This window comes from Pseudomyxococcus flavus (genome assembly GCF_050038885.1).
GTDB classification, from domain to species: domain Bacteria; phylum Myxococcota; class Myxococcia; order Myxococcales; family Myxococcaceae; genus Myxococcus; species Myxococcus flavus.
In genome coordinates, this window is sequence record NZ_CP143624.1 from 7466587 (window position 1) to 7487279 (window position 20693).

A 20693-nucleotide genomic window follows, 5' to 3' on the forward strand; every position below is an offset into this window, starting at 1 on the left:
GCCGAGCCGAACGGGGCTCGAGAACTCGACGTTCGAGGTCGTCGTGACCGATGACGAGGGCGCCACGGCGCGCACGGTGGTGGAGCTGGTGCCTGCCTTCCGGTACGCGCCTTCGCCGGACCAGAAGTCGAGTGGGTGCTCCTCGACGAGCGGCACGGCGCCCTTCACCATGGGGCTCCTCGTCGTCCTCCTTCGACGCAAGCGGGCACGGGCCACATCTGTGTGACGCAAGGGTGGCGGTTGCCCAGGGCGCAGACGCTGAGCCACGACTGGACCGGTTTCTCGCGTTGGCTTGGGGGACGTGGGGTGTCGCGGAACCTCTCCACCGCGGCGGTTCGCACACGGGCGGGTACGGCGGGGCAGGAGGTGACGTTCACCGCCGTCCTTCCAGGCGCTGGTACTCTTGTCTCGCTCGACCGGGCCCTGAACGGCAGGCTCGGCGGCCAGCCACCGCGGGGCGCTGCGGTTGGCAGGCGGCCCGATGGCAGCCCACCAGACGTCTCCACCCGCCGGTGGGGCTTGCGCAGTGCGCATTGCTGCTGGAGCGGATGAGCGGATTGCCCCGGTGGACGGCATTCCATCCGCTGCATCACCATGCTGTCCGATAAGCTCCAAGGAAGCCTACCGTGTGGGAATGGATGGATTCCTTCTCGCCTCACGGCAGGTGGTCACTCTTTTCCTTCTATCCCGATGACCCATGAAAGCCTGATACGCGAGGCCGTGCGCCTTGCCCAAGCCAATGCCGCCTGCGGCGGCCGACCGTTCGGGGCGGTGGTCGCCATTGACGGCGAGGTGGTGGCGACCGGCGTCAACGACATCGTCCACAGTCACGACCCCACCGCCCATGCCGAGCTGGAGGCGCTGCGAGCCGCCTGCCGCAAGCTGGGCAGGCCCCATCTGCCTGACGCCGTGGTCTACGCGAGCGGCCATCCGTGTCCGATGTGCCTGGCCGCGCTGACGATGGTCGGCGTGAGGCAGGTCTTCTACGCCTTCGACAATGCCGACGCCGCGCCCTACGGCATGTCGAGCGAAGCGACCTACCAGGCGCTGCGCCTGTCGCTGTCGCCGCCGCCGCTGGCGTTGGTGCGTGTGCCGGTGGAGGTGTCGGCCGCGGAGCTCTACGGAGCACGTCCGCCCCGCGCCCCGGCGTGAGCGGCACGCCCATGCCGGCGACGGCGCCGCCGGGCTGGCGGGGCTCGTGGCGTCGCCATTCCCAGCGGTCGTCGTGCCGGCCCGAGCCATCCCCTCCACTCGACGACGCCGAGTCACTTCCAGGGCCCGCAGCCCCTAGCGGGGCTGCTGGGACTTCTGGGAGCGACGGTCATTGCCGGGAACGAGGAGCTGTCTCCGCGCTGATTTCACCCTGCCTTGAGGGGGATCTTGCCGAGCGTCTCGGTCAGGCTCTGCAGGGCAGCTTGTCGCTTCGACTGCTGGGCCATCTTCTGGACGGCGCCAGCCAACCCGGAGATGCGATGGTGCAGGCCTGCCTTGGCAGCCGGCGTGACCAGATCGGTGACCTGGTAGAATTTCGAGTACGCGTCGATATGCTGGTAACCGACCTGCGCCAGGAACGACTGGAAGAGCGCGTCGGGACCATCGCCCTGGATGCGATCGTCATCGCAGAAGGTGCCGTCCACCTGGATGTTCTGGATTTGCTTGAAGGGGCTGGAGGCATTGATGTTGAAAATCAACGAGAGCAGGCTGGCCCCCGTGACGAGCCCCGCGAGCGCTGGGGGCATCGGCTGGGTGGGGGGCTTCTGCATCCAGGGCGCCTGCTTGTAGAGCGATGGAATCTGGCCGAGCATGGAGGCTTCCCATGCATGCGGCACGGCGTCGAGACTGTTCCAGATGTTCTGGTTCCAGGCGTAGTAGGCCTGTGGAGCGTTCGTCAGCTTGACCGGTGGGAACACCTTGTTGAAGAGGTTGGCGAAGTTCTCGTCTCCCGGCGTGGGGCCAGCCGTCGGGAGAACGTAGACATTGCCCCAGTCCGCGATGTTGAGCGCCTTGTTCTTCGACGTGGCGAGGGCCAGCGCGAGCGTCGGCGCCAGCGCGCCACCCAGGCTGTGGCCGGCGAAGATGAGCGTCTTGGAGCCCTTCGCGCGCAGCGAGCCGAGAAAATCAACCAGGCTTCTCTTGGCCAGGTCGGTCATCGCCAGCAGGTTGTTGACGCCGATCTGGGTCCCTTGCGAGATGTGCGGCGTTTGGGCGCCAGAGGGCGCATCGCATCCATTCAGCGACGGGAACGCATTTGCCCAAGGGATTGCATTGATGACGCAATTGTCCTCGATGATGACATCGGTCAGGAGCGCGTTGAAGTTGGTCCCCGCGATGGCGACGACGTAGACGGACTTGTCGGCGTTCGTCGCGACGTACATGACATTGGCGGGGACACCGAGCGGCGCATAGACCGCCGGGCCCCAGGCGAGCGACCACGGATATCCTCGTCCCGCCAGCTTGGGAAAGACCTCACCGATGAGATGAAGCCCCAGCTCGATGCCCAGCACGCCGGGCAAACCATTGTCCTTGTTGTCGCCGAGGTAGTTGGACTCATGAGAGAGGAGGAACGCCTGCTGACAGAGATTGAGTTTGCTGTCGGATGATGACATGGCAGCCTTCAGGGGTGGGCCCGCGACCGGTCGAGGGCGCGAGGAGGGCATGAGCGCCCGAGCGGCACACCCAGCACGGGGCATGCCAATCCACGGTGGTGCGCTTTCCCTGGGGGACTGGCATTGAAAGGCATGTCGGGAATGGCGCCTGACATGTCACGAGCGCTGGCTGACATGTCAAAGGTGGTGATTGATATGGCTGGTCAGCTTGAAGGGGCGGGGTCATCACGCGGTATGTCCTGTCGAAGCCGCACTGACTTGACGCCCGGCATCTCGGCGGTGCGGGGAATCTTGTGGGCACCTGGCGCACGCGGTCGGATGGTGGCGGCAGTGCTGTCTTCATTGCCCTCCCCACTGGGGATTGGCCGCGGGCCGCATGAGGCGACTGTCACGAGCGGACCTCCAGCGTGGAGTCTCCCTGGGACTGGCCAGGCCCCCCCGAGTAGGGCTCGTAGTCCCTGCCCACCTCCGGCATGGGCACCACGACCTGCTCACGCTCGTGGCGTGCGCGAGGGCTCCGTTGCAACAGGCCGCCAGCGCTTCCTCGCCCCAGGCGGCTCCCGTCGTGGCGCGCGTGTTCGTCCGGCAGGAGGCGCCGAGCCCGACGCACCAGGAGCAGGTGCGGGGCATCCTCCCGCCAACAGGTGGCTGCAGCCGGAAATCTGGCTGACGTATGTTTCCGGGGCGAGGCAGTCTCAGCGCTGGTCCCATGCCCCCGTGTCCTGACGAGAACGAGCTGCTGGAGTGGGAGCAGGGGCGCCTGTCCGCGGACGCGGTGACCCGGCTGGAGGCCCACCTGGACCGGTGTGCGGCGTGCTGCGCGGTGGTGGCGGGGCTCGCGGGCCAGGGGGCCCTGGCCGAGGCGTCCCTGGCCCCGCACGGGCCGGAGGCGTCTCCTCGGGCTGGAGCGCGCGTGGGGCGCTACGTGCTGCTGCGCCGTGTGGGCGAGGGCGGCATGGGGGTGGTCTTCGCCGCGTATGACCCGGACCTGGACCGGGAGGTGGCGCTCAAGCTGCTCAAGCCGGGGCCCGTCGCGGACGCGCAGGCGCACGGGTGGCTGGTGCGCGAGGCCCAGGCGCTGGCCCGGCTCTCGCACCCCAATGTCGTCACCGTGCATGACGTGGGCCTGGACGGCGACACCGTCTTCCTCGCCATGGCGCTCGTGCGGGGGCGGACGCTGCGCCACTGGCTGGCGGAGGCGCCGCGGCCGTGGCGCGAGGTGCTCGCGACATTCCTCCAGGCGGGCCGGGGGTTGGCGGCCGCGCACGCGGTGGGGCTGGTGCACCGCGACTTCAAACCAGACAACGTGCTGCTGGGAGACGACGGCCAGGTGCGCGTCACCGACTTCGGCCTCGCGCGCCCGGCTCCCTCCGAGCAGGAGACGGGCGACGGCTCCTGCCCGGAGGCCTCGTCAGGAGGGGGCGACGCCCAGCTCGGCGTGCGGCAGGGCACCCCCGCGTATATGTCCCCCGAGCAGTGGCGGGGCCAGCGCGCGGACGCGCGCAGCGACCAGTTCAGCTTCTGCGTCGCGCTCTACGAGGCCCTCTTCGGCCAGCGGCCCTTCGAGGGGAGTCGGGCGGAGTGGCGGCTGGTGCCACCGCCCCGTGGCTCGCGCGTGCCCGGCGCCGTGCGCGACGCCGTGCTGCGCGGCCTGGCCGTGGAGCCAGCCTCCCGACACTCCTCGCTGGACGCGCTGCTGGCCCGGCTCGAGTCCGCCTCGCGTGCGCGCCGCTGGCGGCGGGCGGCCGTGGTGCTGGCCATGGGCGTGACGGCCAGCGCCGCGGTGGGCTTCGCGCTGGCTCGGGGTGACGCCGCGCGAGTGTGCACCGGCCTGGAGTCCCGGCTGGAGGGCACCTGGGACGCGGCCCGCCGGGCCCGGCTGGAGCAGCGCTTCCGTCAGCACGCGCTGCTGGCGCCCCGGGATGCCTTCGAGTCCACGGCGCGGGCGCTGGACGCCTATGCCCAGGCGCTGGTGGCCCAGGAGCGTGAGTCCTGTGAGGACACGCGCGTCCGGCAGGCGCAGTCCGAGCGGCTGATGGATTTGCGCGCTGCGTGCCTGGATGGCCGGCGCCAGGCGCTGCGCGTCCTGGTGGACCTGCTGGAGGAGGGGGAGCGGGAAACGCTCACCCGGGCGCCCGAGGCCGCGCGGCAGCTCCCTTCGCTGGCTGCGTGCGCGGATCGGGATGCGCTCGCCCGCGTGGACCCGCTGCCGCCGTCGCCGGAGGCCCGGAGGCGGTTGGCGGCGCTGGGCCGGGAGGTGGACGGGCTGCGCGTGCAGGCCGCGGCCGGATTCCACGTGCGCGCGTTGCCCCGGCTGGAGGCGGTGGTGGCGGAGCTGCGGGGGCTGGGGCACCGGCCCACGCTGGCGCGGGCCCTGCTGCTGCTGGGCGAGCTGCGGGGCACCGCCGGGAGCTTCGCGCCAGCGCGCGAGGCGCTGGAGGAGGCAGTGCGCGTCGCGGAGGCCGGGCGCGACGACGAGACGGCCGCGCGTGCATGGAACCGCCTGCTCTATACGGAAAGCGAGGGCATGGGCCTGGTGAAGGAGGCCGAGCGCACCGCGCGCATGGCGGAGGCGGCCCTGGAGCGGCTGGGGCCCGAGGCCTCCCTGGAGCTGGCCGCGGAGCTGTACCGCGTCCGCAGCAGTCTCAGCCTCAAGAAGGGCGAGTACGCGCGGGCGCTCACCGATGCCAGCCAGTCCCTCGCGCTGCTGGAGCGGGCACGCGGGCCGCAGGACGTGGCGCTCGCCGATGTGCACATCGGCATGGGCCAGGCCCTCAACGCGCTGGGGCGCTACGTCGAGGCGGAGCAGCACCATGCGCGCGCCCTGGGGCTGGTGGAGGCGGTGTATGGCCTCGAACACCCGCTGCGCGCCGCGCACCTCAACAACGTGGCCACCGCGCTGCGACTCCAGGGGAAGGTGGCCGAGGCGGTGGCGCGCTACGGCGAGGCGCTCACGCTAGGCGAGCGCCTCCTCGGGCCGGAGCACGCCAGCACCAGCATGATACGGGTGAACCTGGGCGACGCGCTCTCGCGGCAGGGCCAGCTCGAGGCGGCGCTGCCCCACTACGAGCGCGCCCTGTCGGGCCTGCGCAAGGCCGGGGAGGGCGGGCAGTTGCGAGTGGCCAACGTGCTGCTGAGCCTGGGCAATGTCCGGCTGGACCTGGGGCAGCTCGCGCAGGCGGAGGCGGCCTACCGCGAGGCGCTCGAAATCCAGGAGGCGCGGCTCGGCCCCCGGCATCCGGACGTGGCCCTGTCGCGCAACAACCTGGGCTGGGTGGCGATGGACGCGGGCCGCCTGGAGGAGGCGCGGGCCCACTTCGAGGCGGCGCGCGCGCTGTGGGAGGCCACGCTGGGGCCCAGCCACCCGAAGGTGGCGAGCGCGCTGTACAACCTGGGACACGTGGAGCTGCGCCTGCGCAGGGTGCGCCCGGCGCTCGTCCACCTGCGGCGGGCGCTGGCGGTGCGCGAGCAGGTGCTCGGGGCGGAGCACCCCCGGGTGGCGCAGACGCTCGGGCTGCTGGGCGAGGCGCTGCTGGAGGGAGGCCAGCCGCACGAGGCCCGCGAGCTGCTGGAGCGGGCGGTGGCGCTCTCCGCGCGGGTGGAACAGGCCCCTCCCGAGCGGGCCCGGGCGCTCTTCGCGCTGGCCCGCCTTCTCTGGCGCTCTCACGGGGAGCGGCCGCGGGCGCTTGCGCTGGCGCGGGAGGCCCGGGACGCCTACGCCCGCGGCGCGCCCGCCTACGCGCCCCGCGTGCGTGACGTGCAGGCCTGGCTGACCGCGCACGGCCCTCCCTGAGCCGGCGCCGTGTCTCACTCCTGCCCGCGCGTGCGGGCTCGTCGGTGGAGGTGCTTCTTGATGTCCGAGCAGACCGAGTCCTTCCTCTCGCGGGCGCCGCCGGCGCTCGTCCCGGCGCTGCGGGCCCATCCGGGCCTGGAGGACGCCCTCGCGGGCCTGGTGCGGGAGGCGCGCGAGGCGTGGCCACGGGTGGACATGGACGTGGAGGCCTTCCTGGCGCACGTGGCCGAGCGGCTGCCCTCCACGGGCGAGGTCGGCGAGGTGCTCGCGCGGCTGCGCGCGGGGGACCTCTTCCTCGCCTTCGCCTGCGCGCGGGGAGACGCTCGGGCCGTCGAGGCGTTCGAGGCGCACGTGTTGTCGCAGGTGAGGACCTGGCTGCCGCGTGAGGCGCCCTCCCTCGTGGACGAGCTGCGGCAGGTGTTGAGCCAGCGGCTGCTCGTCCCGGTGGACGGGGGCGCGCCGAAGCTGGCCTCCTATTCCGGGCGCGGTCCGCTGGAGCAGTGGGTGAAGGCAGTGGCGCTGCGGCTCCACATCGACCAGCAGCGCGCCGCGCCGCGTGAGCAGCCCGTGGGGGAGCTCCCGGCGGGGCTGGCGGAGCGGCTGGGCGCGGACCCCGAGCTGGCCTTCATCCGCGAGCGGCACCAGGAGGACTTTCGCGTGGCCTTCCGTGCCGCGTTGGGTCGGTTGGATGCGCGGGAGCGCAACCTGCTGCGGCTGCACCATGTCCACGGCCTGTCCATGGACTCGGTGGGCGCCACCTATCAAGCGCCTCGCTCCACCGTGGCGCGCTGGATTGCTCGCGCCCGCGAGCGGCTGCTGACGCTCACCCGCGAGGAGCTGATGGCGCGGCTCGGGCTGACCCCCGACGAGCTGGACAGCATGCTGCGCCTCGTGGGGAGTCAGCTCGACGTCAGCCTGCGACAGCTCATGACGGACTGAAGGACCCGGAAATCGCGCCAGCCGGGTGGGACGAAATTCCCCTTTTCTCGTCAAAGGGGAAGTACCGCAGCGTTCCCCCTCGGAGGCAGTCATGACGAAGCGAGATGTGCGTTCCTGGGCCGTGCCGTTGGTGCTCCTGGGTGTGGTGGGGTGTGCCAAGACTGGAGGTGATGATGAGGTGCTTCCGGCTCCCGCGGTGGATGGCTACGTGGCGGCCTGGGTCCCCGGGACGCCGGTGCCCACCCACGCGCACGCCGAGGGCACGGCGCACACGCTCACGGTCGACTGGATTCTTGAGGAGGATTCCATCGACGCGCTGACCGACCACTCCGCGTTGATCATCAACGGCCGGGTGGAGTCCACGCGCTTCGACGTCGTCCGCGCTCACGCACTGTCCAAGGAGGATGGGCGCCCCCTCGGAGAGGAGAGCGGCCTCTACAGCGACCTTCCGGTGACCATCGCGACCGTGCGAATCGCCGACGTCGCGCGCTCCTCGATGGAGCTGAAGTCCGCCTCAGGCGGCGTGCTCGCGCAGGGAGCCACCGTGGACGTCGTGTTCCCCGGCGGCCTGCTCGCCGACGGATGCACGCTCGCGCCGGAGGACAACCCGCTGCCGAAGGTGGGCGAGCAGTCGGTCCTCTTCCTCACGCCGCAGGTGGGCGAGAAGCCCATGGTCGCGAGCTCCCTGAGTGGCCTCTACGCGGTGACGGGCGGACCGAGGGGACGGATCCTGGTGGAGGGCGGCCTCGTCCAGAGCGCGGGCGACTCCCATCACGCCACCGCATTGGGCGCGCACGTAGGCCAGCCGGTCGACGCGCTGCTCGCCAAGGTCGAGGAGCGCGCGAGGACCGTCGCGTACGTGCGCCCCGAGGCGCGCCCGGTGCCCATGCTGAAGGAGGCGTTCCCCGGGCCGACCGCCCAGAGCTGGTGCGGGCTTCCCCTCTTTGGCTACAAGTGGTGCCGGCGGCCCACGAACGTCACCTTCACGGACCTCACGGGCCCGAACTGGCCCGTGGGTGATTCGATGAACGCGTGGATGTACACGACCATCTCGAACAGCCTGTATCTCCACTGGCGCGCCAGCGGTGCCTCCGACGTCATGGTCTACGCGGCGGCGTATGGCTACAACGGCTGGTACGGGTACGCGTACAACAACTGGTCGGGCACCTGTCTGACGCGGAGCACCATCCAGCTGAACGAGACGTACCGCGCGGGCGCGCACCACACGAAGACCGTCACCCTCCACGAAATCGGTCACAGCCTCGGCTTCAACCACCACCGGGACTGCAACTCGATCATGTACTCCAACCCCACCGTGTGCGCGGCCGCCGTGACGTCCTGCGACGCACAGGCGGCGGCGGAGCTCTACCCGTATTGATTCAGGACACGAGCAGGTCCTTTATGCGACGGACCGCCCGCAGGCCCGTGTGAGGCTTGCGCCGGTCGGTCGCGGGTCCAGTCCCGAATCCTGTGGACCTGGTTCGGTCGAACCCCGCTATCCCATGACACAAGGTTCGGGACTGGCCCTTACGACAAGACGCGCTGGGCGAAGCGGACGCCCTTTGTGTCCTGACGGCCCACCTACAGCACCCGCCGGGTGGCCTCGCGGATGCGGTCGAAGTCGAAGTTCGGGGACGGGTCCACCTTGTCCGGGTTCGTCTCCCTGTGGCCCACCACGTTCTCCAGGGGAACACCGTGCTCGCTCGCCAGGTACGGCACGAGCTGTTCGAGCGCGCGGTACTGTTCCTCCGTGTACGCGTCCCTTCCATCACCCTCGTTGACGATCTCGATACCGATGGAGCGGTCATTCACGTCGGCGCCATCGCCCCGCAGCGAGCCCTCACCGGCGTGCCAGGCGCGCATCTCATCATCGACGTGCTGGTAGATGGTCCCATCCTTGGCGATGGTGTAGTGGGCGCTGACCTCACCCTTGACCTGCTCCTTGGCCCACAGCCACGCCTGGCCGAGCAGGTTGTCCGCCTTGCCCGTGAGCGTCTCCAGGCTGCTCTCGTCGGAGCCGTCCGCGGTGTGGTGCAGGACGATGGTGTCGATGTCCTGCCCAGGGGGCCGCTCATTGAAGTTGTCGGTCGGGCGGGACACGACCTCCGGCTTGGTCGGCCTCGCCGCGTTCCGCGCATTGGACGCATTCGTTCTTTCGGTGCGCGCCGGCTCGAAGGTGTCTGGCCGAGAAGGCCTTACGCGGGGCTTCGGCTTCTGGAGACGATTGTGTTCGATCGCCTCGGGCAGGCGGGTGGGACGGCTCCGGGAGGAGCGATTGAGCCGGGAAACCATGTCAATCTCCAGGGAGTATGGGGGGCCTGCCTGGATTATCTTCTCAGCCGCTGAGATGTTGTGCGTCCGCACGCAAAAGACACGCAGGGTGCGCCTTCTCGGCCAACGGGAACACGCGCGTCGGTGCCATCTCAGGCAGGCAAGGACCTTCTTGCAGTGGCGGTCCTCCCCGCGACCCTCGGGCTCGGCTTCGTGCGCGTGTCTTCTGGCCGCTGGAGAAAGCCTGGGCCGCGCGTCCAGGAGCCTCCTGGTTCGTGCTGACGCTCACGCTGTGCGAACCCTCGGGGACTTGCTGGGCTGCGGCCACCAGCGGCCTCCACCCGGGGCCGCTGGTGGCCGTACAATGCTCCCACCTCAAGGCCCAATCGCTCGAACGAGGAGCGGCTGCAGGGCAGCCCCCACTTGACGCGCCGTCGCCTCCGCCTTGCGCAGAGCAGGAGAAGGCCGCTGCCCGGTGAGATGAGGGCTGACCACCCGCGCCGCTTCACGCTGCGGGGGCTGTTTCCGAGGAGGTGAACCACCGCGAAGCCAGCGACGACGGCGGGTCAAGTTCCGAATCGTGTGTCGTTGGTTCGGAAGGGCGGTGCTGGGTGCCCCACGGTGTGACGCCGGGGGCACGCAGTCTCACGGCTCAGTCCACCTGACGCAGGACCGGATAGAGACGGTAGCGAGGGTCGCTGTAGGGCGTTTGTGCGAAGAACCATCGCAGCCTTGCGTCGCCATCCCGAGCAAAGGCTGGGTCCGCTTTCAGCTTCGCCTCGAAGGCTTCGCGCAAGGCGGGGTTCTCGCTGAGCATCCGATCCGCCATGGGGGCCAGGGCGTAATCCTCCAGGGAGAATCCTCCGGGGGAGAGGACATGGGGAAAGAAGCCCCAGGCGAGCAGCGAATCGTCGCTCTCCGGTTCCAGCAAGGCGGCGGCCAGCAGGCGCAGCGGCTGATCGGATGAGACGCGCACCGTTCCAGCGGGCACGGTCTGTTGCCGCTTCTCATGCTGGAAGGTTGCTTGCAATCGCACCCGACCTTCCTGCGCGTCGCCATGGGTCGGATCGATCAGTCGCACCGTGTCCAGCGTCAGCGTCATGGGCCGGTCAAGGGTCTCGAGCTGGATGCCGTGCAGCTTGAGGCGGTCAATGACCGCTGTTTCGCTGGCCGGAATGAACCATGCGCGCGGAATGGTCACTGAGAGGCTTTCTTTGAAGCCAATGACCGGCTTGCGCGTGGTGACGGGCTTGCCCAGCCAGCGAATCTCTTCGCGGCCCGATGCGGGCGACCGATAGCGGTCATAGCTGATGCCCTTGAATTCAACCGTGGCGATCGGCTTCGTCAGTCTCTCCCATTTCACCATCAATCGGCTGGGGCGCGCGGCGCGGTCCTCGGACTTTGCCCGCGCGATGACCGCGGCATCGGCGCCAACCGCACGCAGCGCCGCCTCCAGCAGGACATAGGTGCCCAGGACCCGCTGCTTGTAGGGCTTGAGCGAGTGGTTCTCGACCAGCACGGTCGGGATGCCGGTGAAATCGCCATAGCCGGTGGAGTAGCGAGGCCCTTCGGGCGAGAAGCGCAGGCCCGACGCCGGATCGCGGCCGTCAATCAGGCTGGGATAGACGCCCGGCACATGGCCCTGCGCGGTCAGCGCGGCATCCACTGCGGGCTTGAACCGTTTCTCCAGCCAGCCCGTGATGGCACGGGCGCGGGCATAGGTTCCCCAGCCCGCGAAGGTGTAGGTCACGTCATATTGCATGTCGGGACCGTCACTGACGTGGAAGTCGATATACAGCGCTGGGTCCAGCTCGCGCAGCAGGCCGATGATGGCGCGGGTTTCAGGCGCATCGGCCTTCGCATAGTCGCGGTTGAGATTGATGTTCTGCGCGGTGGCGCGCCAGCCCTTCTCGCGCGGTCCTCGCTGATGACCGCGAGACCAGATGCTCGCCCGTTCGTGACCGTCGATGTTCAGGATGGGGACGAAGACCAGGTCGACATGGTCGAGCAGCTCGCTCTTGCCGCGCTTCGCGATGTCTCGCAGGAGCATCAGCCCGGCGTCCTTGCCGTCGATTTCCCCCGCGTGGATTCCCGCCTGTGCCAGCACCACTGGCTTGTCCGCGCCGCCCTTGCTCGCCCGGACATAGAAAATGGCGCGGCCCTCGGGTGTCCGCCCGAATTCCTTCAGGGTCAGCAAGGGGGACGCGGCGACCAGTTTCTCCAGCCAGGCGCGCGTCTCCGCGTACGAGGGCGTGGCCTCAAACCCGGCGCGCTCGGCGGGCGTGAGCCAGGGATGTGACGGCGCGACGACCAGCGCCTCGCTCTTCCCCGACCAGGGGCGAGCAGGCGGCAGCGGCGCCAGTTCCTGTGCCCATGCCGAGGGGGCGGTCATCCAGCAGGCGGCGAGCGCCGTGAGAAATGCATGTTTCCGGAGCATTCGATGTGTCTCGTAGGAGGGGGACGCGGAGCACACGCGTCGGAGCCAAGGGAGATGCGCTGCATCTGCGCAGGCGCTTTCAGCCAATCGGGCAAATTCCGCGAAGGCCCTGGTTCCGTGAACGCGTGATTCGGATTCTTGAAGCAGCATGTTGCATCGCGATGAGATAATATTGCGCGAAACTATTGCAACATGATTGCGTTGGTGGGTGGCGCAAAGGAGCCAAGGGCGGCCCACCCGTGTCGGGGAAACCCAGCGAACCGGTTGAGGTCCGCGTGGCTGATGTCACATCCCGGCACCGGGATTCAGCGCTGACATGAGCCCGACACTAACGGTGCGAGAGACGGCACTACTGCGAGGATGGGATGGCGGTGGGCCAGCCGGAGGCTGGAGGAGGGGCGCCGCTTAGGCTTGGAGGCATTCGAATGTAGCTGCGCCGGAGCCCCAAACGCCCCGGGGCCGGAAACCGCGGTTTCATCCGCGGCTTCCGGCCCCGATTGAAGTGTCCCCGACGGGATTCGAACCCGTGTTACCGGCTTGAAAGGCGAGTGGCTAGCCGCTCTGTCATGAGCGCGCCGTTCGTGCTACTTGGCGAGAACTTGGCGAGCCCAGGAGAACGCCGATGTCCAAGCCCCCATATCCTTCCCAGAAGCGAGTCCGTACTTGGGAAGGCGGCTTCGTCCGCCTTTCCCGCGATGGGCGTGAAGTTTTCGTCATCGAACGCGGGATTAACGGCCGGGCCTGGAAGGTCACTCTGGACGCCCAGACGCACAGGCAAGCCCTGGCAGAGCTGGCCCTGTTCGAACGCGACCCGGAGGGCTACCGGACGCGCGCCCAGCAGCGACGGGAGCGAGCCGCAGCGAGCGCGCCTGGCCTTCGCCTCGACGCCGCGGCGCTGGCCGCATTCGATGCGGACGCCAAGGCGAGGGTCGATGCGGGGGAGCTGTCTCCGGGGTATGTCCGCCATACGCTTCAGCCGTACCTGCGCGCGTGGGCCGACGCTCTTGGTGGGCGAGAGCTCCGCACCGTGACGCTCGCAGAACTGCGTGTCACGCTGGCCGGGTGGGAGAGTGCACGGCATAAACGCGTCGTCGCACTGAAGGCGTTCACGGCCTGGGCGCGCTCAGCGGGCCGCCTTGACCAAAAGGATGATCCCTCCCTCTGGCTGGAGGTGCCCAAGGTGACGCCCCGGCCGGTGGCGGACCGCGCCTTCACCGCTGAGCAGGTAGCCACGTTCTACGCCGCGCTCCGGGACTACACGTACGCCCCGGGCTACGGGGACGACGCGCCGCCGGAGGCCCCGCGCTTGCGCGTGGACCTGCAGCCCATCCGCGATGTCTTCCTGCTCCGGGCGCTGTGCGGCATGCACGGCACGGAAATCGAGCGCCTGGCCCGAGGTGAGGGCCGCATCCGCGTGCTGGAAGGGGAGGGGGAGATCGCTGCGGTGCTGGAGTTCAAGCACAAGAACGGCGGTGCGCATGCAGTGAGCATCGGCTGCCAGGCGCTCGCCGCAGCGCAGCGGCTCCAGGCCGCGGGCAGGGCCCCGGATCGAGTCGCCACGTCCCGCGCCGTGGCGCGCGTCATCGCGGCGCGGCCAGAGCTGGACGGCTTCAGCTTCGAGCGCCTGCGCCACACGTTCGTCACGCTTAGTGCGAATGGTGGGCGGCTCGTCACCGCACGCGCGGGAGGCGTATCACTGGATGCGATCAGCCAAGTGACGGGACATAGCATCCGCACTGCACGCCGGCATTACCTGGGCGTCCACATCCCGCCGATGGTCGTCGTGCCCCTCGTGCTGGTAAATGCGGACGATGAAATCCACTCCCCTCCTTTGCTCGTTTCGTGAGGCCGCGAAGCTGCTCGGCGTCGGCCGGAACTCCACATTGCCTGGGCTCATCGCCCGCGGGGTGCTCCGCCCGGTGACGGTGGCCGGGCGCCGGTACATCCCCCGCGAGCAGCTCAAGCACTTGGCCCGCCACGGTGAGGCGCCCGCCGAAACCACGCCCCCTCCGAAACGCCGCCGTGCTGCGAGCTCCCTCCGCGACCTCAAGCTGTAACCATCTGGAATGGTTGTGGTTTTTGTTCATAAATTTATCAGAACGTTTACGTCTGTCTAAGGGATTGGGGCGCTATTGGGGTGGTATTGCCAGAACACCGAAAACATATAGTGTTCTGGAGACATGCAACCTCATACTCCAGACTCGAACGGACGGAAGCTGACTCGCGCGCCCCTCCCTGACGACCTCCGGGGCCCGCTCGCTGCCATGGTGGCGAAGGACGGGGAAAACGCATTTTCCCAGCGCGCGGGAATTGGCAATGCCACTCTCGCCCGTGCGCTTGGCGGCCTGGGAATCAACCGAGGCACCGTGGCGGCCATTCGTGCCGCCCTGGCGGAGAGCCGCGAGGCTCAGCCGTGACATCGCTGCTCGACGTGAACGAGGCCGCCGCTCGACTGCGGTGCTCGACTCGCCGCGTGTTCGAACTCCTCTCGGACGGGACGCTGGTCCGCGGGCCGAAGTTCGGGCGAAAGACGGTGATCACCGCCGAGTCCGTCGAGGCCGCTCTTGTGCCGCCGGCCCCGCTGGTGCTTGAGCCGACCGCACCGCCGAAACTGCGCGCACCGCGCGACTTCAGAAGCGACTTGGCTCGTCTCGCAGAGCAGCAGCGCGAGCAGTGGCGCAAGCGCTGAAAACACCAAGGGCGCCGCTCCCCGCCAGGACCGACGCCCTCATGCACTCGCGATGTCTAGGTGAACGAATGCACACGGATAGTATTGCAATTGCTCCCCCCGCTGCAACCCCGTCTCGCATGAGCAAGGTCGCTGCCTTCTACGCACGTGAGGTGGGCTGGCGCGTGATTCCGCTGCACAACATCACCCCCGCTGGCGTGTGCTCGTGCCAGGAGGGGGCATCGTGTCCTGTGAAGCAGCGGGGCAAGCATCCGCGGCTCAGCAGGTGGCAGGACCGCGGCACGCGCGACCCCCAGGAGATCGCGTCCTGGTGGGGGAAATGGAAGGACGGGAACGTCGGTATCGTGACCGGTGAGGAGTCTGGGATATTCGCCCTCGACGTTGACCCCGAGAACGGGGGCCGGGATTCGCTCGCGGCGCTCGTGGACAAGTACGGCCCGCTTCCGCGCACTACGCGCGCAATGACCGGGAGCGGCGGCGATCACTATCTCTTCCGCTGGCCAGAGGGCGGCGTCAGCAATACGGCAAACAAGGTTGGTCCAGGGCTCGACGTACGTGGCACCGGTGGGCAGATCGTCGCCGCACCGTCCGTCAGCGGGAGGGGCCAGTACCGGTGGATCCTGCCGCCGTGGGAAACGCCGCCGGCCGATGCCCCCGATTGGTTGCTTGCGCGCGTCCGTGCGCCTGCCGAGCGAGCCGAGCACTCCTGGGCGCCGAGCACCTTCCCGCCCGCGACGCCAGCCGTGCTCGACGAAGCGCGGGAAGCACTCCGGCGCCATGGTCCCTCACCCGCGCGCGTTGACGGCGAGGGCGGGGGGCTCCATGCGGTGCAGGCGGCAATGATTCTCGTGCGGGACTTCGCGCTCTCCGATGAAGAGGCGTGGCCGCTGCTGGTGGAGTGGAACGCACGCAACCCCACGCCCTTCGACCTGGAGGACGACGGGCCCGAAGGGCTGCGCTACCGGCTGGCGCGCGGGCGGAAGTCCGCGAAGGGCACGCTCGGCGCGAAGCGCAAGCCCGTGATTGAGCTCGTCGCGGGGCGCCTCGCGGAGATCGCGAGCGAAGCTGAAGACGCGCTCGTGCAGGCTCGCGTCCCCATCTACGTACGAGGCGCGCGGCTCGTGCGCCCCGTGGTTGAGGAAGCGGAAGCCGCGCACGGCCGGCGCACGAAAATCGCCCGGCTCGCCAAGCTCGAAGGCACGTACACGCGAGACCTGATGGCGCGGCATGCGAAGTTCGCTCGCTTCGACAAGCGAGCGGGTGAGCTTGTCACCGCCGATCCTCCGCTCGACGTCGCACAGACCGTGCTGGCGCGCGAGGGGGAGTGGCGGTTCCCTACGCTCGCGGGTGTCATCACCTGCCCCACGATGCGCCCGGACGGCTCGATCCTGAGCGCCCCCGGCTACGACGCGGAGACGCGGCTCGTGCTCATGGCGCCGCCGAACATGCCCGCCATCCCCGACGCTCCGACACCGCACGACGCACAGAAAGCCCTGGCGGTGCTGTTGGCGCTCCTGGATGAATTTCCGTTCGTCGACGACGCGAGCCGTAGCGTCGCGCTCTCCGCCATCATCACGCCCGTTGTGCGCGGCGCGTTCCCCGTTTCTCCCGGGCACGTGTTCAGCGCGAGCACGCCAGGCACGGGGAAGTCTTTCGCGTGCGACGTTGCCGCCGCCGTGGCACTGGGCCAGCCGATGCCCGTCATGTCGGCGGGACCGTCCGAAGAGGAGATGGAGAAGAGGCTTAGCTCCGCGATCATGACCGGTCAGCCGCTGGTGTCCCTCGACAACGTGAGCGCGCCCCTCGGAGGGGACGCCTTGTGCCAAATCCTGGAGCGCCCAATCGTCGAGGTGCGCGTGCTGGGCAAGTCGGAGCTGATCCGCGTCGAGTCCCGCTCAACGATGTATGCGACGGGAAACAACATCCTGTTGAGGGGTGACGTAACCCGGCGAATGCTGCTGGCGCGGCTTGAAGCGAACATGGAGCGGCCCGAACTGCGCGCATTCAAGCGCAACCCGGTTGCGGAAGTCCTGGCAGACCGCGGGCGCTACGTGGCCGCCGCACTGACCATCGCTCGGGCGTACGTCGTCGCGGGCCGGCCAGCGTGCGCAGCTGCCCCGCTCGCGTCGTTCCAGGGCTGGAGCGACACCGTACGCAGCGCGCTGATCTGGCTGGGCTGCGCTGACCCGTGCGCCACCATGGAGACGGCGCGTGCCGAAGATCCGCTGATGGCGATGCATCGGTCCGTCCTCACCGCGTGGGCGGAGCGGCTCGGGACCGGCGCGGAGAAGTGGCGCACGGCCGCCGACCTGTTGAAGGAAGCCGAGCGGTTCGACCCGCACAGTCCCGCGCTCCAGGCGTTCAAGGACGCGATCAGCGCCGTGTCCAGCAACCGGGGCAGGCCAGACGGCCGCACCCTGGGGAAGTGGCTGAGCAAGCACAAGGGGCGCCCCGTGGATGGGCTGCGAATCGTTGGGCAGTCGGACCACCACGGCTCGCGCTGGTGGGTAGAGCGTCTACCCTAGGACTGTGGTTACCGTGGTTAGCGTGGTTGGTTTTAAGCGGCGGCAGGGAGAACACACGGAATTAATCTCTCTACATCTTTGGAAATAGAGAGTTGAAACCAACCACAGAAACCACGGTAACCACAAAGCCGGTGGTGTTCGGTTCGGACCTGCGAACGCCTCGACGTGCCCAAGTCCTGCGGTCTACGCACCCGTTCCAGGCACGTCCCGAGGAAGGACCCAGATACATCATGTCGCACACGTGCCCACCCCCGGGTGTAGGTTCTTCGCGGGAGCCCCCCTTCCAGAGGGTGCGCAGAGCGCAGTTTCCGTCTAGGCGGGGGTCCGGATAGGTGTCGTCAGTATATGGGCGTCGGTCGTCGGGACCGCTCGAGCGCGCTCGACTTCTGGCGGGCGCGCGTGGCTGCAGCCCAACGCCTGACACCCCTGGTGACGACCATCGCCGCCTGTGTCACCGGGGGTGTGTCGGGGTGTCAGGGTGGTGCCATTGACTTAGTCCTATATCCATATATTTCAAATCTTGTCTCTAAGGCGCAATGCCAGGCAGAGGAGCGCACACATGACGAGGACGGAAGCGGAGAATAGCAAGCGGTTGCAGCTGGTGACGCAGCACGGGCGCGAGGCCGTGACGTTCGCGGCGCGGCGCTTCGGACCTCTCCCGCCGGACAGGGAAGAGGAGTTCGTGATTCGGATGGCCGAAGCCATGCGCGTGCTTGTCGAGAGCGAGGAAAACGACGCGCTGGACCTGCTCGCCCGGTCCGCCGTTCTTCTGCTCGCCGCTGAGCTGTCGGGGCACCTGGTGCCGGACGTGGTCGCCCGGCGGTCTGAGTTGCTGTGCATCGGCACTGCGGCCGGCCGAACGCTGCTGGCGTCCGGACGATACCCGGCGCCGAGTGAGACCCAGCACGCGAAGATCGCGAAGCTCGTCAGCGAGCGGGCAGAGCAGCTCGTCGCCCTGGGTGAGAGCATCACCCGCGCGGTGGCTCGCGAGGAGATTCGCAAGGCCGGCAGGGCCGCGGTGGCCATCACCGTGGGGCGCGAGTCGCCGCGCTCCCACCTTCACTGAGGGCCGCCGCCATGCACGCCGTTGATCCTGCGATGTTCGTCACCTTCGAGCGGGAGACGTTGGGCGTGCTGGACCCGATGCTGCGGAGCTGGGCGCTCCAGGTGATGCTGTCCGGGCTTCCGTATGAGGCCCGGCAGGCGCACCGGGACCGCGCCCTGCGCGCCGCCGCGGGATTCCTCCCCGCGGACCTGTCGCTCACCGAGCGAGCCCGGCAGCTCCACGCGGCGCTGTCCGCCGCGCGGCGCCGCACGCGCCCGGCGCATCCGGACCTGAACAGCCTGGAAGGGTGCCTCGCGTACGCGCTGCTCGCGCGCGACACCGTTCCGAAGTGGCGACAGCTCTTCAACGTGCTTGAGGGTATGCAATTTCCCTGTATGTGAATTGCATTGGCGCCGTGTGACAACGGCGCCATGACTTCAACGGCAACCGTCGAGCGCGACGCCCACGGGAACGAAATCACCCAGCGCGGTGAGGGCACGCGCAAAGAGTCGTTCACCGTCGTCCCGTCGAGCATCAACGAGGCCGCGCGGACCTTCGAGATCACCTTCGCCACTGGCACGCCCGTCCGGCGCGTGGACTGGGACGGCGAGTATTTCGAGGAGCTGAGCCTCGACCCCAAGCACGTCCGCATGGCGCGATTCCAGTCGGGCCGAGCTCCCTTCCTGCTCGAGCACAACCGCTGGGACTCCCGTGCCCACGTCGGCGTTATCGAGCGCGCTTGGCTCGTAAAGGGCGAGGGCCGCGCGCTGGTGCGGATGCTGAAGGACGACCCGAACGCGGACAGCGTTTTCAACAAGATCCGTCAGGGCGTGCTCTCCAGCATCTCCGCCGGCTACCGCGTCTTGAAGATGGAGAAGACGACGGGCGGCGACGGGACTCCGCCCACTTATCGCGTCGTCGACTGGGAGCCGATGGAGGCTTCCGCCGTAGCGATGCCTGCCGACCCGGCTTCCCACATCCGAAGCACACAGGAGAAACGCACGATGTCCGCCACGAACAACGACAGCAACAACGACACCGACGTGAAGGTCCGCGCCGAGCGCGAGCGCATCAACGTCATCACCACTTTGATGCGCAAGCACAACCTCCCCGCCGAGTTGGAGGCCCGCCTCATCAACGAGGGCGTGAGTGTCCACGACGCGCGAAACGCCATCCTCGACGCGCTCGCGGAGCGTAGTGACCGCGGCGGCCCCGGGCAGACGGCTCACGTTGCCGTCGGTGAGACGCACGACAGCTTCGACAACCGCGTCCGTGACATGGGCGAGGCGCTCGCGCACCGCTGCGGCGTCCGCGCAAAGCTCACCGAGCGCGCGCAGCAGTACGCGCAGCTCGGACTCGTGGACATGGCCCGCGTGTGCCTGGAGGCGCGCAGCCCGGGTTCCACGCGGCTCCTGTCGCGTGGCCAGGTCCTGCAGCGCGCGATGGGCGGCCTGCACACGATCTCGGACTTCGGCGCCCTGTTGGGGGAAGCAGGGAATCGCGTGCTGCTCGACGGCTACGGCGCGCTGGCCAACGACCCGACCAGCATCCGCCGCATTTCCCGGCAGTCGAGCGCCATGGACTTCCGCCCCAAGTCGCTCCTGCGGCTCGGCGAGGCGCCCGCGCTGGAGAAGGTCCCAGAGTCGGGGGAGGTGAAGGCCGGAACGATGGCCAGCACGTCGACCGGCTACGCGCTCGCGACGTTCGCGAAGATCTTCGGCATGACCCGACAGGCGATCATCAACGACGACCTGGGCGCGTTCGACATGGTGCGGAAGTACGGACGCGCCGCCGCCGAGCTCGAGGTCACGCAGATCGTCGGGCTGCTGACGGGGAACAAGCTCATGGACGGTTCGACGCTGTTCTCGTCTGCACATGGCAACCTCGCCGCGTCCGGCTCCGTCATCTCCATCGCCTCGCTCGGCGAGGGCGCTCGCGCGATGCGCGTGCAGAAGGGGCTCGACGGCGTGACGCCACTCAACGTTCGCCCCATGTTCCTGGTGGTGCCCGCGGCGCTCGAAGTGCTGGCGCTCCAGGTGACGACGCAGATCAACGCGACGCAGACCTCGAACGTGAACCCGTTCTCCGGCCGGCTGGAAGTGCTCGTCGACCCGCGCCTCGACATCGTGAGCGCGGCCGCCTGGTATCTCGCGGCGAGCCCCGAGCAGGCGCCGACCATCGAGCACAGTTACCTGGACGGCGCGACCGGCCCCGAGGTCATCGAGAACGAGGGCTTCGAGGTCGAGGGCCGCCAGTGGAAAGCGCGCATGGACTTCGGGTGCGGCGTCATCTCGTACGAGGGTCTCTACAAGAACCCGGGCGCGCCCTTACCTTGAACACACCGGGGCCGCGCTCGGATAGGCCGCCCCACTCGCAACGGAGAAATAC

General features: G+C 68.8%; 16 protein-coding genes. 12 read left to right on the forward strand and 4 right to left on the reverse strand.

Features of this window, described 5'->3' with window-relative positions; genetic code table 11:
- Positions 1-43: 43 nt before the first annotated feature.
- Together VZL07_RS31040 and VZL07_RS31045 are read left to right on the forward strand one after the other, a co-directional pair.
- Positions 44-226 carry an MYXO-CTERM sorting domain-containing protein gene (locus VZL07_RS31040; RefSeq protein WP_426751563.1) on the forward strand — a complete coding sequence of 61 codons (183 nt, stop codon included), beginning with the start codon at positions 44-46 and terminating at the stop codon, positions 224-226.
- A gap of 464 nt (positions 227-690) precedes the next feature.
- Complete coding sequence (locus tag VZL07_RS31045) at positions 691-1152, forward strand: nucleoside deaminase (protein WP_426751564.1); 462 nt, start codon at positions 691-693, stop codon at positions 1150-1152.
- A gap of 206 nt (positions 1153-1358) precedes the next feature.
- Here the strand turns inward: VZL07_RS31045 and VZL07_RS31050 are convergent, their stop codons facing one another.
- Positions 1359-2606, reverse strand: a complete 1248-nt coding sequence (locus tag VZL07_RS31050; RefSeq protein ID WP_426751565.1) for an alpha/beta fold hydrolase — start codon at positions 2604-2606, stop codon at positions 1359-1361.
- A gap of 388 nt (positions 2607-2994) precedes the next feature.
- Positions 2995-3132 carry a hypothetical protein gene (locus VZL07_RS31055; RefSeq protein ID WP_426751566.1) on the reverse strand — a complete coding sequence of 46 codons (138 nt, stop codon included), beginning with the start codon at positions 3130-3132 and terminating at the stop codon, positions 2995-2997.
- A gap of 183 nt (positions 3133-3315) precedes the next feature.
- On the opposite strand from VZL07_RS31055, the gene VZL07_RS31060 reads away from it, so the two are divergent.
- The 3 genes from VZL07_RS31060 to VZL07_RS31070 all read left to right on the forward strand — a co-directional run bounded on the left by VZL07_RS31060 (position 3316) and on the right by VZL07_RS31070 (position 8716).
- Complete coding sequence (locus VZL07_RS31060) at positions 3316-6399, forward strand: tetratricopeptide repeat protein (protein WP_426751567.1); 3084 nt, start codon at positions 3316-3318, stop codon at positions 6397-6399.
- A gap of 60 nt (positions 6400-6459) precedes the next feature.
- Entirely contained in the window at positions 6460-7338 is an 879-nt protein-coding gene (locus VZL07_RS31065; RefSeq protein WP_426751568.1) for a sigma-70 family RNA polymerase sigma factor, read from the forward strand.
- A 91-nt stretch (positions 7339-7429) separates the two neighbouring features.
- Complete coding sequence (locus VZL07_RS31070) at positions 7430-8716, forward strand: matrixin family metalloprotease (RefSeq protein WP_426751569.1); 1287 nt, start codon at positions 7430-7432, stop codon at positions 8714-8716.
- A 203-nt stretch (positions 8717-8919) separates the two neighbouring features.
- On the opposite strand, the gene VZL07_RS31075 is transcribed toward VZL07_RS31070, so the two are convergent.
- On the reverse strand, positions 8920-9438 hold the full coding sequence (locus VZL07_RS31075; RefSeq protein WP_426751570.1) for an N-acetylmuramoyl-L-alanine amidase: 519 nt from the start codon (positions 9436-9438) through the stop codon (positions 8920-8922).
- A gap of 823 nt (positions 9439-10261) precedes the next feature.
- Entirely contained in the window at positions 10262-12046 is a 1785-nt protein-coding gene (locus VZL07_RS31080) for a M14 family metallopeptidase (protein ID WP_426751571.1), read from the reverse strand.
- Between the two features lie 622 nt (positions 12047-12668).
- Between VZL07_RS31080 and VZL07_RS31085 the strand changes: the two genes are divergently transcribed.
- The 7 genes from VZL07_RS31085 to VZL07_RS31115 all read left to right on the forward strand — a co-directional run bounded on the left by VZL07_RS31085 (position 12669) and on the right by VZL07_RS31115 (position 20641).
- Positions 12669-13892, forward strand: coding sequence for a hypothetical protein (locus tag VZL07_RS31085; RefSeq protein ID WP_426751572.1), 1224 nt, complete (start codon positions 12669-12671; stop codon positions 13890-13892).
- The gene (locus VZL07_RS31090) at positions 13858-14103 is read left to right on the forward strand and encodes a helix-turn-helix domain-containing protein (protein ID WP_426751573.1); all 246 of its coding nucleotides are present in this window, start codon (positions 13858-13860) and stop codon (positions 14101-14103) included. Before VZL07_RS31085 ends, VZL07_RS31090 begins: the two co-directional genes overlap by 35 nt.
- Positions 14104-14459: 356 nt before the next feature.
- Positions 14460-14735: a hypothetical protein gene (locus tag VZL07_RS31095; protein ID WP_426751574.1), complete on the forward strand. Its 276-nt coding sequence runs from the start codon at positions 14460-14462 to the stop codon at positions 14733-14735.
- Between the two features lie 119 nt (positions 14736-14854).
- Complete coding sequence (locus VZL07_RS31100) at positions 14855-17260, forward strand: bifunctional DNA primase/polymerase (RefSeq protein WP_426751575.1); 2406 nt, start codon at positions 14855-14857, stop codon at positions 17258-17260.
- 559 nt (positions 17261-17819) lie between these two features.
- Positions 17820-18326, forward strand: a complete 507-nt coding sequence (locus tag VZL07_RS31105) for a hypothetical protein (protein ID WP_426751576.1) — start codon at positions 17820-17822, stop codon at positions 18324-18326.
- A gap of 11 nt (positions 18327-18337) precedes the next feature.
- Positions 18338-18706 carry a hypothetical protein gene (locus VZL07_RS31110; RefSeq protein ID WP_426751577.1) on the forward strand — a complete coding sequence of 123 codons (369 nt, stop codon included), beginning with the start codon at positions 18338-18340 and terminating at the stop codon, positions 18704-18706.
- A 30-nt stretch (positions 18707-18736) separates the two neighbouring features.
- Positions 18737-20641: a prohead protease/major capsid protein fusion protein gene (locus tag VZL07_RS31115; protein WP_426751578.1), complete on the forward strand. Its 1905-nt coding sequence runs from the start codon at positions 18737-18739 to the stop codon at positions 20639-20641.
- Positions 20642-20693 lie beyond the last annotated feature (52 nt).